General features: G+C 39.5%; 14 protein-coding genes. 3 read left to right on the top strand and 11 right to left on the bottom strand.

Translation table 11 applies throughout. The features are described 5' to 3' along the window. Window positions 1-167: 167 nt before the first annotated feature. Window positions 168-1106, top strand: coding sequence for a uridine diphosphate-N-acetylglucosamine-binding protein YvcK (yvcK, locus tag ACWPWK_RS15710; RefSeq protein WP_109373982.1), 939 nt, complete (start codon window positions 168-170; stop codon window positions 1104-1106). A gap of 137 nt (window positions 1107-1243) precedes the next feature. Here the strand turns inward: yvcK and ACWPWK_RS15705 are convergent, their stop codons facing one another. The 6 genes from ACWPWK_RS15705 to bioB all read right to left on the bottom strand — a co-directional run bounded on the left by ACWPWK_RS15705 (window position 1244) and on the right by bioB (window position 8478). After that, on the bottom strand, window positions 1244-2194 hold the full coding sequence (locus ACWPWK_RS15705) for a DUF1266 domain-containing protein (protein WP_109373981.1): 951 nt from the start codon (window positions 2192-2194) through the stop codon (window positions 1244-1246). Window positions 2195-2382: 188 nt separating this feature from the next. Continuing rightward, on the bottom strand, window positions 2383-4392 hold the full coding sequence (uvrB, locus tag ACWPWK_RS15700; protein WP_109373980.1) for an excinuclease ABC subunit UvrB: 2010 nt from the start codon (window positions 4390-4392) through the stop codon (window positions 2383-2385). 470 nt (window positions 4393-4862) lie between these two features. Further along, on the bottom strand, window positions 4863-5546 hold the full coding sequence (gene bioD, locus ACWPWK_RS15695) for a dethiobiotin synthase (protein WP_109373979.1): 684 nt from the start codon (window positions 5544-5546) through the stop codon (window positions 4863-4865). Next, window positions 5539-6303: a malonyl-ACP O-methyltransferase BioC gene (gene bioC / locus ACWPWK_RS15690; RefSeq protein WP_109373978.1), complete on the bottom strand. Its 765-nt coding sequence runs from the start codon at window positions 6301-6303 to the stop codon at window positions 5539-5541. The genes bioD and bioC overlap by 8 nt, the downstream gene beginning before the upstream one ends. After that, window positions 6278-7441, bottom strand: a complete 1164-nt coding sequence (gene bioF, locus ACWPWK_RS15685; RefSeq protein ID WP_109373977.1) for an 8-amino-7-oxononanoate synthase — start codon at window positions 7439-7441, stop codon at window positions 6278-6280. Before bioF ends, bioC begins: the two co-directional genes overlap by 26 nt. Next, entirely contained in the window at window positions 7441-8478 is a 1038-nt protein-coding gene (gene bioB / locus ACWPWK_RS15680) for a biotin synthase BioB (protein WP_109373976.1), read from the bottom strand. Before bioB ends, bioF begins: the two co-directional genes overlap by 1 nt. 103 nt (window positions 8479-8581) lie before the next feature. Here bioB and bioA point away from each other — a divergent pair, with 103 nt between their 5' ends. Then, the gene (gene bioA, locus ACWPWK_RS15675) at window positions 8582-9856 is read left to right on the top strand and encodes an adenosylmethionine--8-amino-7-oxononanoate transaminase (protein WP_109373975.1); all 1275 of its coding nucleotides are present in this window, start codon (window positions 8582-8584) and stop codon (window positions 9854-9856) included. Between the two features lie 62 nt (window positions 9857-9918). Here bioA and pgl read toward each other — a convergent pair whose 3' ends face one another. After that, entirely contained in the window at window positions 9919-10908 is a 990-nt protein-coding gene (gene pgl, locus ACWPWK_RS15670; protein WP_109373974.1) for a 6-phosphogluconolactonase, read from the bottom strand. Window positions 10909-11057: 149 nt separating this feature from the next. Here pgl and ACWPWK_RS15665 point away from each other — a divergent pair, with 149 nt between their 5' ends. After that, a complete protein-coding gene (locus ACWPWK_RS15665) occupies window positions 11058-11879 on the top strand; it encodes a pyridoxal phosphatase (protein WP_109373973.1) in 822 nt (273 codons plus the stop codon). A gap of 77 nt (window positions 11880-11956) precedes the next feature. Here the strand turns inward: ACWPWK_RS15665 and modC are convergent, their stop codons facing one another. The 4 genes from modC to ACWPWK_RS15645 all read right to left on the bottom strand — a co-directional run bounded on the left by modC (window position 11957) and on the right by ACWPWK_RS15645 (window position 14971). Then, the gene (gene modC / locus ACWPWK_RS15660) at window positions 11957-13021 is read right to left on the bottom strand and encodes a molybdenum ABC transporter ATP-binding protein ModC (RefSeq protein WP_109373972.1); all 1065 of its coding nucleotides are present in this window, start codon (window positions 13019-13021) and stop codon (window positions 11957-11959) included. Beyond that, entirely contained in the window at window positions 13015-13707 is a 693-nt protein-coding gene (gene modB / locus ACWPWK_RS15655) for a molybdate ABC transporter permease subunit (RefSeq protein WP_109373971.1), read from the bottom strand. The genes modC and modB overlap by 7 nt, the downstream gene beginning before the upstream one ends. A 17-nt stretch (window positions 13708-13724) precedes the next feature. Then, window positions 13725-14495 (bottom strand): molybdate ABC transporter substrate-binding protein, encoded by a 771-nt coding sequence (gene modA, locus ACWPWK_RS15650; RefSeq protein WP_109373970.1) that lies wholly within the window; start codon window positions 14493-14495, stop codon window positions 13725-13727. Between the two features lie 332 nt (window positions 14496-14827). Continuing rightward, a complete protein-coding gene (locus ACWPWK_RS15645) occupies window positions 14828-14971 on the bottom strand; it encodes an AcrZ family multidrug efflux pump-associated protein (RefSeq protein WP_071788544.1) in 144 nt (47 codons plus the stop codon). Window positions 14972-15014 lie beyond the last annotated feature (43 nt).

Genomic DNA, 15014 nt, shown 5'->3' with positions numbered 1-15014 from the left:
ACTTTAGTCACTCTAATAACATAAGTAAAAACGCTTTCATTGATTAAATATTAGGCTATCAAAAGTGAAATTAAACTAGGAATGTGATGAAATCACGTCGTGATCATAGGCTTAAAATTTAATTGTGATAAATTAGCGGCAAATTTTTAAAGATGAGTAGAACAAATATGCGAAATCGCACGCTAAGTGATTTAGATCGTGTTGTTGCCCTTGGTGGTGGTCATGGCCTTGGACGTGTGCTTTCAGCACTCTCCTACTTAGGCTCTCGTCTTACTGGTATTGTTACAACAACAGACAATGGCGGTTCTACTGGCCGTATTCGCCAAGAAGAAGGCGGTATTGCGTGGGGAGATATGCGCAATTGTATTAATCAGTTAATTACTGAGCCTTCCGTTGCTTCTGCGATGTTTGAATACCGTTTTTCTGGTACAGGCGAACTGGCAGGGCATAATTTAGGTAATCTAATGCTTAAGGCTCTTGATAACTTAAGTGTTCGACCTTTAGAAGCCATTAATCTTATCCGCGGGTTATTAAGAGTGAATGCTCACCTTATTCCTATGTCTGAACAAGCCGTTGACCTTATGGCGATAGACGACCAAGGAAATGAGATTTATGGTGAGGTCAATGTTGATATTTTACCTAAGATCCCCCAAAAGCTTGATCTCTACCCTAAAGTGCCGACTACACGAGAAGCCATTGAAGCGATTGAACAAGCCGATTTGATCTTAATTGGCCCCGGTAGCTTTTTTACCAGTTTAATGCCTTTATTATTACTACCAGAGCTTGCACAAGCATTACGCCGTAGCAGTGCAACAACGATTTATATTGGTAATTTAGGCAAAGAGCTAAGCCCTGCGGCTGCCAGTATGACGATGTCTGATAAAATCGCCATGATGGAAAATTATATTGGTTTACAAACCATAGATGCCGTGATCATTAGCCCTGAAACACAATATGAATCGATGAAAGGTCGATTAATTGTACAAGCTCAATTGGAAGCCAAAGATATTCCTTATCGTCACGACCGTCATCTATTAGGCAAAGCTATTGAGTTAACATTGCAACAATTAGGGCAACGTAATGCATCACCTCAAGTCGTTAAATAGTATTTAATTACCTACTTTCATAAAAAAACCGCATCTGCAATAAACAGCAAGTGCGGTTTTTTTGTCGATAAAAACACAATATCACTATTGGTTTTCAACGCATTATTAGCTATGGGTTAGTTATTAGCTATGCATTATTAGCTATTAAGCTGCTTTAATGTAATACGCTGACTAATCGCTTCTTCAATTTCGTCAAGCGTCATTGGTACATCATTTTTCATCAAACCAAGACCCGCTACGGTACGAGAAAACGACATTAAATCTAATGGAGGTAGCTCCATGATCCAGTTCTCTTCTGTTGCCAACGTGTCTGCAGCATTCAGAATATTTTGTATAACATCCGTAAAAGCTTGATGAGAAGATACCCAATCTTGATCGCCACTGGCCCAAAACCAACGAGCTGCAATAAAGTTTCTCCACATATCTTCCCAACCATCATAAATCCGACGCAACATTGATGCGCTCATTAATGACCATGTTTGGGCTTCTTGTTGAGTAATATATCCTTGTTGGCAACCTTCTAAACAGAGCTTGTTAAAACGGCAGAGATCCCAAATAAGGTATTTCACATTTTGGATATTCATGCGATTTGTGCTCATCATATCGATTTGCCATAAACGCTCATTTTTATCGTGTTCAGTTAACTCAGAAAGTAAAATATCATTTTTTAATGACTGAACATCGTCTTCTTTACCATCCAAAATTTGGTCACGTAGCTGATAAAAATCATTGGTGTGACCTTGAGTGAGCAACCAAAATAGTTGATAGACTAAATCCCAACGGTCGTTAATTCCCCAACCTGCTGATAATCCACCATCATCTTTACCTTGATCATATTCGTTATATGCCCACTCATTCATTGCGGCATAAGGTGCTGCAACATATAAACCCCATTCATTGGGTAACAACTGACCTGACGTATTTTCTGCTTCAGATAAAATGGGCTCCTGCCCTGCTGTTGATGGTTTTTGCAACTCACTATCTTGTACAGCAAATTTGCGTAGCCATTTAAAAAGCATAATAAGAAGAATAACACCAAGAATTACCCCAGCAGAGCTGGGAAACCCTGCATAAACATAACCACTCATTCACTATCCTTAATGTCTTTTTTATCTTTGTAAATAATTGACGCTTTGTTTGTGGTGGTATTTAAACAGTTGAACGCCATTAAGGGAATATCAAACAAGGCAAAAAATGGAAGATAGAAGATAAAAAGGGATAATCCCTGTAAAAATACGGATATCCCTTTATTAGTTTGTGAACTTAATTTCTCTAATTAAGAGTTAGCAATAAATTGAGCACGTAACGCTTGCAACTTATCACGAGTACTCGCCGCTTTCTCAAATTCAAGATCTTTTGCATATTGATACATTTCGGCTTCTAAACGTTGGATCTCTTTTTCCAATTCAGCCGTTGATAACAACGGATAATTATCATGAATCTCTGTTGCTTTGTGCCCTTTCTTATTGCGTCCCTGAGAAGGCTGACCAATCTTGAGAATATCACCAACTTTCTTATTTAATCCTTTAGGCACAATGCCGTGCTCAAGGTTAAACTGTTGCTGTTTCTCACGACGACGTTCAGTTTCACTTATTGCTCTTGCCATTGAATCGGTAATTTTATCGCCATATAAAATCGCTTTACCTTCAAGATTACGAGCCGCACGACCAATTGTCTGAATCAATGAACGCTCTGAACGTAAGAAACCCTCTTTATCAGCATCTAAGATCGCCACCAAAGAGACCTCTGGCATATCCAAACCTTCTCGGAGTAAGTTGATACCCACTAATACATCAAACTCACCTAAGCGCAAATCACGAATGATTTCGACACGCTCAACCGTATCAATATCAGAGTGCAAATAGCGAACACGTTCACCGTGCTCTTCAAGATATTCCGTTAAATCTTCTGCCATCCGTTTTGTCAGTGTTGTTACTAATACACGTTCGTTTTTCGCTGCACGAATACGAATTTCAGAAAGTAAATCATCAACTTGTGTTGCCACAGGCCGCACTTCAACAATCGGATCAAGTAAACCTGTTGGTCTTACAACTTGCTCAACAATTTCATCACCCGATTTTTCAAGTTCATATTTACCCGGTGTTGCTGAAACATAAATCGTTTGTGGTGCTAACGCCTCAAACTCTTCAAAACGTAATGGACGGTTATCAAGCGCAGAAGGTAAACGGAAGCCATATTCAACTAAGGTTTCTTTACGGGAACGGTCGCCTTTATACATTCCACCAATTTGAGGAATAGTAACGTGTGATTCATCAATTACGAGTAAACCGTTAGCAGGAAGGTAATCAAATAGGGTTGGTGGTGGCTCACCGGGGCCTCTACCTGATAAATAGCGTGAATAGTTTTCAATACCGGAGCAATATCCCAACTCATTCATCATTTCGAGATCAAATTGAGTACGCTGTGTCACCCGTTGTTCTTCAACAAGTTTATCGTTAGCTAAAAGTACTTTGCGTCTATCTGCGAGTTCTTTTTTGATTTCTTCCATCGCTTCAAGAATACGTTCACGAGGTGTGACATAGTGCGTTTTAGGATAAACAGTAAAACGAGGCACATTGTAGTGAATTTGCCCCGTTAAAGGGTCAAACAGTGAAAGGCGTTCGACTTCTTCATCAAATAGTTCAACACGTAATGCATAATCATCAGATTCAGCAGGAAAGATATCAATCACTTCACCACGGACACGAAATGTACCCCGCTGAAAGGCTTGATCATTACGAGTATATTGTAAGTCAGCTAAACGGCGTAAAATGGCACGCTGGTCGATTATCATGCCGTTAGTCAGGTGAAGCATCATTTTTAAATAGCTATCGGGATCACCTAAACCATAAATGGCTGACACGGATGACACCACAATGACGTCTTTACGTTCTAGCAAGGCTTTAGTAGCAGATAAGCGCATTTGCTCGATATGTTCGTTAACAGAAGCATCTTTTTCAATAAAGGTATCAGAGCTTGGAACATACGCTTCTGGCTGATAATAATCATAATAAGAAACAAAGTATTCCACTGCATTTTCAGGGAAGAATTCTTTCATCTCACTATAAAGCTGTGCCGCCAATGTTTTATTTGGCGCTAACACCATAGTCGGACGATTTAGATTGGCAATCACATTGGCAATCGTAAAAGTTTTACCTGAACCTGTTACCCCTAAAAGAGTTTGATGAGCAAGACCATCATCTAATCCTTCACAGAGTGAGGCAATAGCGGCAGGTTGATCACCACCTGGTTTAAATTCAGAATGCAGTTTGAAATCTTTGCTCATATTTTCTTCTCCTCGCTGACCCTCCCTATAATACTGGATAAAAATCCAGCTTCAATCTCTATCTGATAAAATTTGTCTGAATAATTAGCATAAGTTATCCCCAGTTTTGGAACTGGGATTTTTCCAAAAAGCAACCCCCTTTTTAATGAATTATTCAAAGGAACACACCAACACCAGCCTCTCTATTGATTTTATTTAATTAATTGATATATAAGAATTAAAAATAAAAGTTGAGAATAACGCCAATCTTTAGCAATGCCTTGTGTTCTCTCTATTTAGAGTATTTTTATAATGGTAATACACAAGGTTATCCACAGGAATAGTGGATAACTACACAAAGTTGTTATCTCTCGGTAGGTTACGTCTTTTTTTCCATCTTAAAATATCCCTCAAAATTGACGAAATTTATTTTTTTTATTTTTTTATTGGTATAAAAAATAGACTTTTATAATTTACTTAAAAACGGTCTATCAACTTAGTTTTAAACAAGAAAGATCAAGGTAAGGAGTGAAATTATGCTCTTTTACTTCATTTAAATAGGGTATTTTACCTAAGAGTGGTGCTTTAATATGCTGTTTTAATGTTGCCAAATATTCTTTCTGATATCGCCCCGCAGGTTCAACTTCATTTGCAACCCAACCCGCCAATGTTAAACCAGACTGAATAATTGCTTGTTGCGTTAATAACGCATGATTAATGCAACCCAATTTAACACCTACAGTCAAAATAACAGGTAGCTTTTCATTGATAGCCCAATCAGAGAAAAATTGATTTTCTGACAGTGGAGTAAACCAACCACCAGCACCTTCAACTAAAACCCAATCAGCTTGCTGCTTTAAGTAAGACAAGCCTTCTGACATCACATCAAAATCAATAGGCTGATTCATTTCTTGGCTGACAATATGCGGCGATGTCGGCGTTTCAAAGCAATAAGGGTTAACGCGGTGATACTCTAATTTTACTGTGCTGAATTTTTGCAATGTTAACGCATCCGAGTTACGTAAACCTTCATTTAGCCACTCACTTCCTGATGCAACAGGTTTATAGCCCGCAGTTTGATATCCTTGATGTGCCGCACATTGTAATAATGCGCTACTCACAACCGTTTTACCCACTTCGGTATCTGTACCTGTTAAAAACCATATTTTAGCCATGAGATATTTTTCCTATAACAATTTGATAAGTGAGTAAATATTTTCCTGATTCTGTTTTCCATACATTTTCTAATGCATGGAGTTTTTGTCGTGTCATCAAGCCTTTTTGGCGATCACCTTGCACAAAATTGGCACCAACGCCCTTCAAAGAAGCAAAGAGCGCATGTAATGAATCATATTGTTCTGTGACAGTTTCGGTAGAAAATTGGCAATGAAAACCAGCACAGGCTTTCTCGATATCTTGAGGGGATAAAAAGGGATTAACATGTTCATGCTTATCAAGCGATTGCCAAGCGTCTCTGACTTCTTGTAATGTCGACGTGGCAAGTGTTGAAAAATAAAGTGATCCTTTCACATTTACAGTGTTCATTAACGTTTTAACGGCAACAGATAAATCATCACACCATTGCATCGCTAAATTGCTAAAAACAATATCCACACTTTGTGGCGTAATCGCACAGTGCTCTATATCACTTTGTAGATAGCCATGGGCTCGCTGTTGCTGTTTTGCCACTTGTAACATTGAATGTGATAAATCAAGCGCAATAACAAACTTGCCTTGTTGCTTCCATTTTTGACTGAAATATCCCGTTCCACACCCTGCATCTAACACAATGTTGCCACTATCATGACGTGTTAAATCCATTAATTTATTGCCGCTATAGCGCTGAATATTGGCATGATTATCATAATGAATCGCAGCTTTACCAAATGTTTGAGCTATACGTTGTTTATCTGTTTTGACTGAAGAAAGCATGAAGCGTCTCGATTAACAGCTTAATATCTGAAAGGTGATGGCGAGCCGTTAACGTTATTCGTAAACGTGCACTTTGAGGAGGTACGGTAGGTGGAAAGATTGCTTTTACCCAAAGCCCTTTAGATTGCAGATAATCTGAAAGTGTTTGGCACAATTGTTCATCACCAATAATAACGGGTTGAATAGCAGTTTGCGAAGGCAATAATTTAATAGGGAGCGAAGCAACACCTTGGCGAAAGGTATAAATTAATTGTTGAAGACATTCCCGCTCACTATCAGCTTGCTTAATCACATTCAGTGCGGAATTTAAAGCCACAGCTTGTGCCGGTGGCATTGAGGTACTGTAAATGAGATGGCGAGCATATTGTTCAAAAAACTCAGCAGTTGGCTTGTTGCAAAGCACAGCCGCCCCACTCACTCCAAAAGCTTTACCAAAAGTTACAACCAATAATTCAGGTTTAATACCCACGTCATCACAACTGCCTTGGCCTTGTTTACCTAAAACACCTATACCATGCGCATCATCGACCATTAACCAAGCATGATGCTTTTGGCTTATTAATGCAGTTTCTCTTAATGGCGCTTGATCGCCATCCATGCTAAATACCCCTTCTGTCACCACTAGGATTTTATTAGCAGACGTTTTATTGAGTCGTTGAGATAAAGAATCTGGCGAATTATGCAAAAAGCGCCACAACGTGGCGGGTGATAATGCGGCTGCTTCCATTAATGAAGCATGGCAAAGTTTATCAGCAATAATGATATCTTCTTTTTCAAGTAATGCCGAAATAACGCCCTGATTGGCACTATAACCTGATGAAAATAACAGCGCATTATCGTAACCCAACCAATCTGCAAGATGCTGTTCTAATTGCATATGAGCTTGTGTAAACCCTGTGATATGCCCTGAACCGCCACTTCCCACACCATATTTATTCGCACCTTGTTGCCATGCGTTAATCACATCGGCATGTTGGCTAATACCTAAATAATCATTGCCTGAAAAATTAAGATACTTTTCGCCTGATATCGTGGTTAGAAAGCGCCCATTAGAATGATTTATCACTTGGCGTTTTCGCCATAATGGCGTATTTCTACGCACATTAAGTTTTTCATCTAAATAGTTTTGCCAGCTCATTACAGTGCCGCGTTATAAAATTGTTCAGTGTCTTTATTAGCAACAGCGTGCATTAGCGCTTCTTCTTGCTGATTATCGCCCATTGATACCGCTAACCGCTCTGGATTTAGGCCTAACTTGCGGAATAATTGGTGATCTTTATCTTCAGTAGGATTGGTTGTCGTTAATAATTTGCAACCGTAGAAAATAGAGTTAGCCCCAGCCATAAAGCAAAATGCTTGTGTCTGTTCACTCATTTGCTCTCGCCCAGCAGAAAGACGCACATAAGAACGCGGCATCATGATACGAGCAACGGCGATAGTACGAATAAAATCAAAAGGATCGACATCCTCATTATCTTCAAGTGGTGTCCCTTTTATTTTGGCAAGCATATTAATAGGAACACTTTCAGGAGGCTGTGGCAAATTGGCTAATTGCACCAGCATTGCAGCGCGATCTTTAACTTCCTCGCCTAACCCTAAAATTCCGCCAGAACACACTTTAATACCCGCATTACGCACTTTATCAAGCGTATCTAAACGGTCTTGATAGGTGCGTGTTGTCACGATACTGCCGTAAAATTCAGGTGAGGTATCAAGGTTGTGGTTATAAAAGTCCAGTCCTGCATCTGCTAATCGGTTAGCTTGTGAATCATCTAATTTGCCGAGTGTCATACAGGTTTCCATACCCAGCGCTTTAACTTCTTTTACCATTTGCTCAAGGTAAGGCATATCGCGCTCATGCGGATTTTTCCATGCCGCACCCATACAAAAACGTGTTGAACCTGCCGCTTTTGCTTTTTTCGCAGATTCAATCACTTGCTGTACTTCCATTAAGCGCTCTTTTTCTAATCCCGTTTTATACCGCGCGCTTTGGGCACAATACTTACAATCTTCAGGACAAGCCCCTGTTTTAATAGAAAGCAAAGTGCTCACTTGGATTTGTGAAGGGTCAAAATGTTGACGATGAACTTGTTGTGCTTGAAAAACCAAATCTAAAAATGGCATATCAAACAATGCTCTGGCTTCTTTTAGTGTCCAACGTTTTAGTGCGCTCACAATACAATCTCCTGTTTAAAAGTGATTGCCAGTTTAAATAATAGGGTTATCATGTCAACTAAAATTGATCACCATTGGTTTACATGATTAAGTGAAAAATATAATGACACCTGAAGATATCGCTTTCGATTTACGCCACATTTGGCATCCATACACTTCGATGAGTAATCCTTTACCTGCTTACCCTATCGTCAGTGCAAAAGGCGTTGAATTAGTCTTGGCCGATGGTAGAAAACTGATTGATGGAATGTCTTCATGGTGGGCAGCAATTCATGGATATAATCATCCAGAACTCAATAATGCCGTTACAACACAGCTAAACAATATGTCTCATGTGATGTTTGGTGGCATTACTCATCCACCAGCAGTATCACTTTGTCGAAAATTATTAGCGATAACACCAGCGCCTCTTGAATGCATATTTCTCGCAGATTCTGGCTCGGTTGCTGTTGAAGTTGCGCTTAAAATGGCTTTGCAATATTGGCAGGCTAAAGGTGAAAAACGCCAACGTATTGTGGCGTTAAAACAGGGCTATCATGGCGATACATTTGGTGCCATGTCAGTGTGTGATCCAGATAACTCCATGCACAGTCTTTACAAAGGTTATCTGCCTAATCATCTCTTTGTGGATGCGCCAAAAACAGGTTTTTATGAAGAATGGGAGCCCGCTGATATCCACTCATTACGCTCAACACTAGAGCAACATCATCAAGAAATTGCTGCCGTTATGCTTGAACCCATTGTTCAAGGTGCTGGTGGAATGCGAATTTATCATCCTGAATACTTAAAGCATGCAAGAGCACTGTGTGACGAGTTTGATGTACTACTCATTGCAGATGAGATAGCCACTGGTTTTGGTCGAACAGGTAAGCTGTTTGCCTGTGAACATGCTGAAATATCGCCAGATATAATGTGTGTAGGTAAAGCATTAACGGGTGGTTATATGACCTTATCAGCAACCTTAACTACGCGTCATATTGCCGAAACCATCAGTCAAGGTGATGCGGGATGCTTTATGCACGGTCCTACTTATATGGGAAATCCTTTGGCTTGTGCTGTTGCAGACGCCAGTTTATCTCTATTAGCAAAAGGTGATTGGGTAAACCAAGTTGCAGAAATTGAAAAACAATTAAAATGCGAGCTATTACCGTTAAAACAGGCTAAAAGTGTTAAAGATGTACGCGTATTAGGCGCGATTGGTGTGGTTGAAATGCATGAGCCTGTTAATATGGCAAAATTACAAAAAATCTTTGTTGCTGAAGGCGTTTGGATAAGACCTTTTGGTAAGCTGATTTATATTATGCCGCCATTTATTATGCCGCCAGAAAACCTCACTAAACTCACTCAAACTATTGAGAAAGTTGTTAATCTCTCATAAACCTTTTATAAAAAATAAAACCTCTAGCAAGGAAATATTTTGCTAGAGGTTTACAGTAATCTTTACTTCGTCACAACGGTAACCCACATAGCGCCTTTACCTACTGGGTAACACGCTAACTCAGTTAATGCACCAGTGTGTTTATCAATACGAGAAACCGATGCAAAATCTGATTTTTGACCACAAGAAATCAGATAATTTCCGGTATTATCAAGATTAAAGCCACGAGGCTGTGTTTGTGTAGGGTAATAACCCACAGGTTGCAAATAATCGCCCGCTTCTGAAATTGTCATCGCACAAATAAAGCTTTCAGAACGTTCGCTTGCATAAAGAAAACGACCATCTGGTGTAATATGAATATCTGACGCCCAACGAGTACTGTTGAAAGTTTCAGGGACGATATCCACCGTTTGCATTAAGCGATATAAATCACCCATACGACGATATATATTGATTGTCGCATCTAATTCATTAAGGCAATAAAACACATCACCATTAGGATGGAATGCCATATGGCGAGGACCTGCATTTTGTGCTGTTGTTAGCTCGTCAGTACCCGCTTCTGTTAAACGACCGTCTTCTGATAAATCAAATAAACGGATATGATCTTCACCTAAGCAAGGCACAATCAGTTGTTTATTATTCCAATCGATGTTAGATGAATGAGGCTTATTTAAGCCTTCAATAATTTGAATAGGTGATTGAGGGATCCCCTTCGCATTAATAGGTAAAACAGCTAAATTACCCTGATGATAAGAAGGAACAAACAAAAAGCGCCCTGTTTTATCTAAGCATAAATGGACAGGCGTGCTTGGAATTGACGTTGTCGCCTTTTGTTCTAACTGACCATCAGAAGCTATCGCAAATGTCACCACACTAAAATGAGGACGAATACCCACATAAAGGTATTTTCCATCAGCACTTGCAATCATTGGTTGCACTTGCCCTGCAACCTCAACAACCTGCAATAAATCCATTTCACCTTCGGTGTTTAACGCATAAACATGAATTTGCTGACTCTCTGGACTTGCTACGTAGACTACCTGTTTCATCCCTTCTCCTTAAAACACATTACCCATTGATTTATAAAGAATAATATAATAACTAACGTTTAATTGTAACGATTAAGCTAGTTTATCTTTTATTGGTTAACGTGTAACATCAACACCATTGCATCTTAATACTATCAAGGGGCTTATTTATGTCATATCGCGTTATTGCTTTGGATCTTGATGGCACACTGCTTGATGACCAAAAACGTATCCTGCCAGAATCTTTAGAAGCACTCAATCTTGCAAGAAAAGCAGGCGTTAAAGTTTTAATTGTAACAGGTCGTCATCATGTTGCTATTCATCCATTCTATCAAGCGCTCGATCTTGATACCCCTGCAATCTGCTGTAATGGAACTTACCTTTATGATTATATTGGTAAAAAAGTATTAGAGTCTGATCCACTAACTACACAAGAAACCAGAGCTGTATTAGATCTCGTTAAACAAACCGATATCCATCACTTGGTTTATGCCGACGATGCAATGCTTTATGACCAATTATCCTCCCCTGTTCAACGCACTTTAAAATGGTCAGAAACATTACCTATCGCACAACGCCCTAATCTCGTTAAAGTCGATGATTTCTATAAAGCCATGCATGATGTTAATGCAATTTGGAAAATAGCCACTACAACGCCTGATCACGATGAATTGCGTACTTTAGTTGAGAAAATTGAGCAACAAGTGGGCTTAGAGTGTGAATGGTCTTGGATTGATCAAGTTGATATCGCCAAAAAAGGCAACAGCAAAGGTCGTCGTTTACAACGCTGGGTTGAAGCAAATGGCATGAGTATGAATGATGTTATTGCCTTTGGTGATAATTTTAATGATCTTAGTATGTTAGAACATGTGGGCTTAGGTGTTGCAATGGGTAATGCCTCAGATGAAGTAAAAGCACGCGCCAAAATGGTCACAAAAGTAAACTCACAACCAGGTATTGCAGAGACTATCCATAAATATATTCTGTCTTAGCCCTATTTTTACATCACCCAAAAGACAAAAACCTCATCAAAGATGAGGTTTTTTTATCAACAAATACAACTAAAAAATCAAAGATGGCGACTTAGCGAAATACTTTTTATTTGCGCATAAAGCCATTGCCCTTCTTGGATATTTAATTCATCTTTTGCCCAAGGCGTGATCCTCGCCCATAAATAATTGCCATCATTGACAAGTTTCACATCAACTTGGCCATCATTTTTAATGGTTTCAACCACTTTCATATGCAAAATATTACGAATACTACTATTGGATGGGCGAGTCGTTGTTAATGACACATCAGAAGCATCAATACGCACACGCACATCACGACCGATTTTCGCCTCTATTTGAGGCAACCACAACACTTGATTACCAAAAGCCGTTGCCGTCATATCGTAATGACTATGGTGTTCTACCACCATGACATTGGCAATACTGCTTAACGTCTCTTTTTGTAACCAAGGACGTAATGCACTACTTGCCCATACATCTTCCAGCTTACCTGTCGCCTTAATTTTTCCTGCATCCATCACAATAACGTTATCTGCAAGTCGAATAATTTCATCAAGGCTATGGCTCACATACAAAATAGGAATTTGTACATCTTGAGAGAGCTTTTCTAAATACGGCAGTAACTCACGTTTACGCGGTAAATCAAGCGATGCTAAAGGTTCATCCATTAGCATAATATCAGGAGCTGTCAGCAACGCTCGTCCAATAGCAACACGTTGCTTTTCACCGCCTGATAAGGTGATAGGAAAACGCGAAAGTAAATGTTCGATGCCTAATAAGTAAATAATGCGATCAAACTGCACTTTCATTGTCGGTGACATACCATAAAGCAGATTTCCTCTCACTGTGTAATGAGGAAACAGCCGTGCATCTTGGAATACATAACCCACTTTACGTTTTTCAGGTGGCAGATAAATTTTCTTTTCAGTATCAACCAGTGTGTGATTATTTAATACAATCCGCCCTGAATCTGGTTTGGTTAACCCGCCAATCACATTAATCAGTGAAGTTTTACCCGCACCAGATAAACCAAAAACTGCCGTAATACTTTCTGTTGGCAGTTCAGTATTTACTTCCAGACGCAGTGATCCTAGCGTCTGTTTAAAATTCATCTCTAGCATACGCCCCCCAATCTTTTACGACCCCAACGAGTTAGCCACTCTGAAGCCATTAAAGAGACGAGCGCCAAAATAATTGCAATCACACATAAACGGGCGGCATCCATTTCCGCACCCGGTGTTTCAATCAAGGTATACATTGCCAGAGGAATGGTTCTTGTTTCCCCCGGAATATTGGAGACGAAAGTGATTGTTGCGCCAAATTCTCCCAATGAGCGCGCAAATGCCAACACAATTCCTGCGATGATCCCTGGCATAGACAAAGGTAACGTGATAGTAAAAAAGACTCGTAATGGCGAAGCCCCTAAGGTTCTCGCCGCTTGCTCCATGCGTTGATCGACAGCTTCTAATGCTAGTCTAATTGCTCTTACCATCAGTGGAAATGCAACTACTGCGGATGCAAGTGCTGCGCCTCGCCAACTAAAGGTAAAGCTAAAACCAAACCAGTTATACAACCATTCACCAATAAATCCACGTCTACCCATACTGATCAGTAAAAGATAACCGACCACAACAGGTGGCAGAACTAAAGGTAAATGAATAATGCTATCAAGCAATGATTTACCAGGAAAACGTACCCTAACTAAAAGCCAAGCCATAAAAATACCAAAAGGTAGACTGATTATAACTGCGACAGACGATACCTTAAGGCTTAGTATGATGGCTTGCCATTCGTATTCACTTAACATCTCCAAAAGTATAATTCCTACAGTGGGCTAAAGCCGTATTTCTTAAAGATTTCTGCGGCTTGAGGTGTTTTCAGATAGTCATAAAAATCACGAACTGCTTTATTGTCCTGACCTTTTACAACTGCCATTGGATACTCAACAGGTTTGTGGCTATCAGCTGGGAATACGCCGACCACTTTCACTTTATCACTCGCAACCGCATCAGAACCGTATACGATACCTAATGGTGCTTCATCACGTTCAACTAGCGCCATACCACTACGCACGTTATTAGTACGAGCCATTTCTGGGCTTACTGTATCCCATGCACCTAAATATTCTAATGATTCTTTAGCATAGATACCAACAGGCACATGATCCGGATCGCCAACAGCTAATTTTCCGCCATTAAGTAAGGATTTCCATTTGGTTTCCTTATTAATAACAACGTCATTTAATTTACTATCTTTAGGGGCAATGAGTACTAAATCATTACCTAATAGTGTATGACGTGAATCTGCAACCATTAAATTTTTATCAATGACATAGTCCATCCACTGCTGATCTGCTGAAATAAACAGATTTGCAGGTGCGCCCTGTTCAATTTGACGAGCTAGTGTTGAAGAAGATGCATAAGATGCAACAACTTCAGTTTGTTTTTCTTGCTTATATTGTGCCGAAATTTCATTAAGAGCATTGGTAAGAGAAGCGGCCGCAAATACCGTTACTTTTTCCGATGCAAAACTTTGACTGACTAAAGCAAAAGAGATAACCGCACCAGCAAGTAACTTACCTGATAATTTTTTCATGTTCTAATTCCACTTAAATTAAAGGATGACCACGCTGTATATACCAAGATACAGCGTAAAATGAAAGGATTAGATGTGAGAAACAGGTTATATATCAATAAATATAACCATAAAAATAGAGGGTAAAAAAACAAATAGAAAAAAGGCTATATACTCTAAATAATTCAAGTCACAGCTAGGCGACAAGTGAATGAGTCGCTAGGAGCATCCATAAGTATGTGACTAGTGCGAATGAGCAGTCAACAACGCTATGACTTGAAGTATGACGAGTATAGTGAGCAAAAAAATAGCCCTTCAATATAAAGGGCTATTCTAAATCAGGGAGGGAGATTTTATGATTTTTTGTCTGCTTTTGGCTGACTTGGTGAAATCAGGTTAAACACTTCACCTAAACCATAAATAATGCCCATAATGAGTACCATTACAACAGGTACCATCAAGAGAGCGAACCCTAAACTTTTCAATAATTCAAGCATGATAACCTCTTTATCATGGTATATTCGGAAAGCCAGAGTTGGC

This window comes from Proteus sp. Marseille-Q3619 (assembly GCF_965283115.1).
This window is presented reverse-complemented; position numbering and strand designations above follow the sequence as displayed.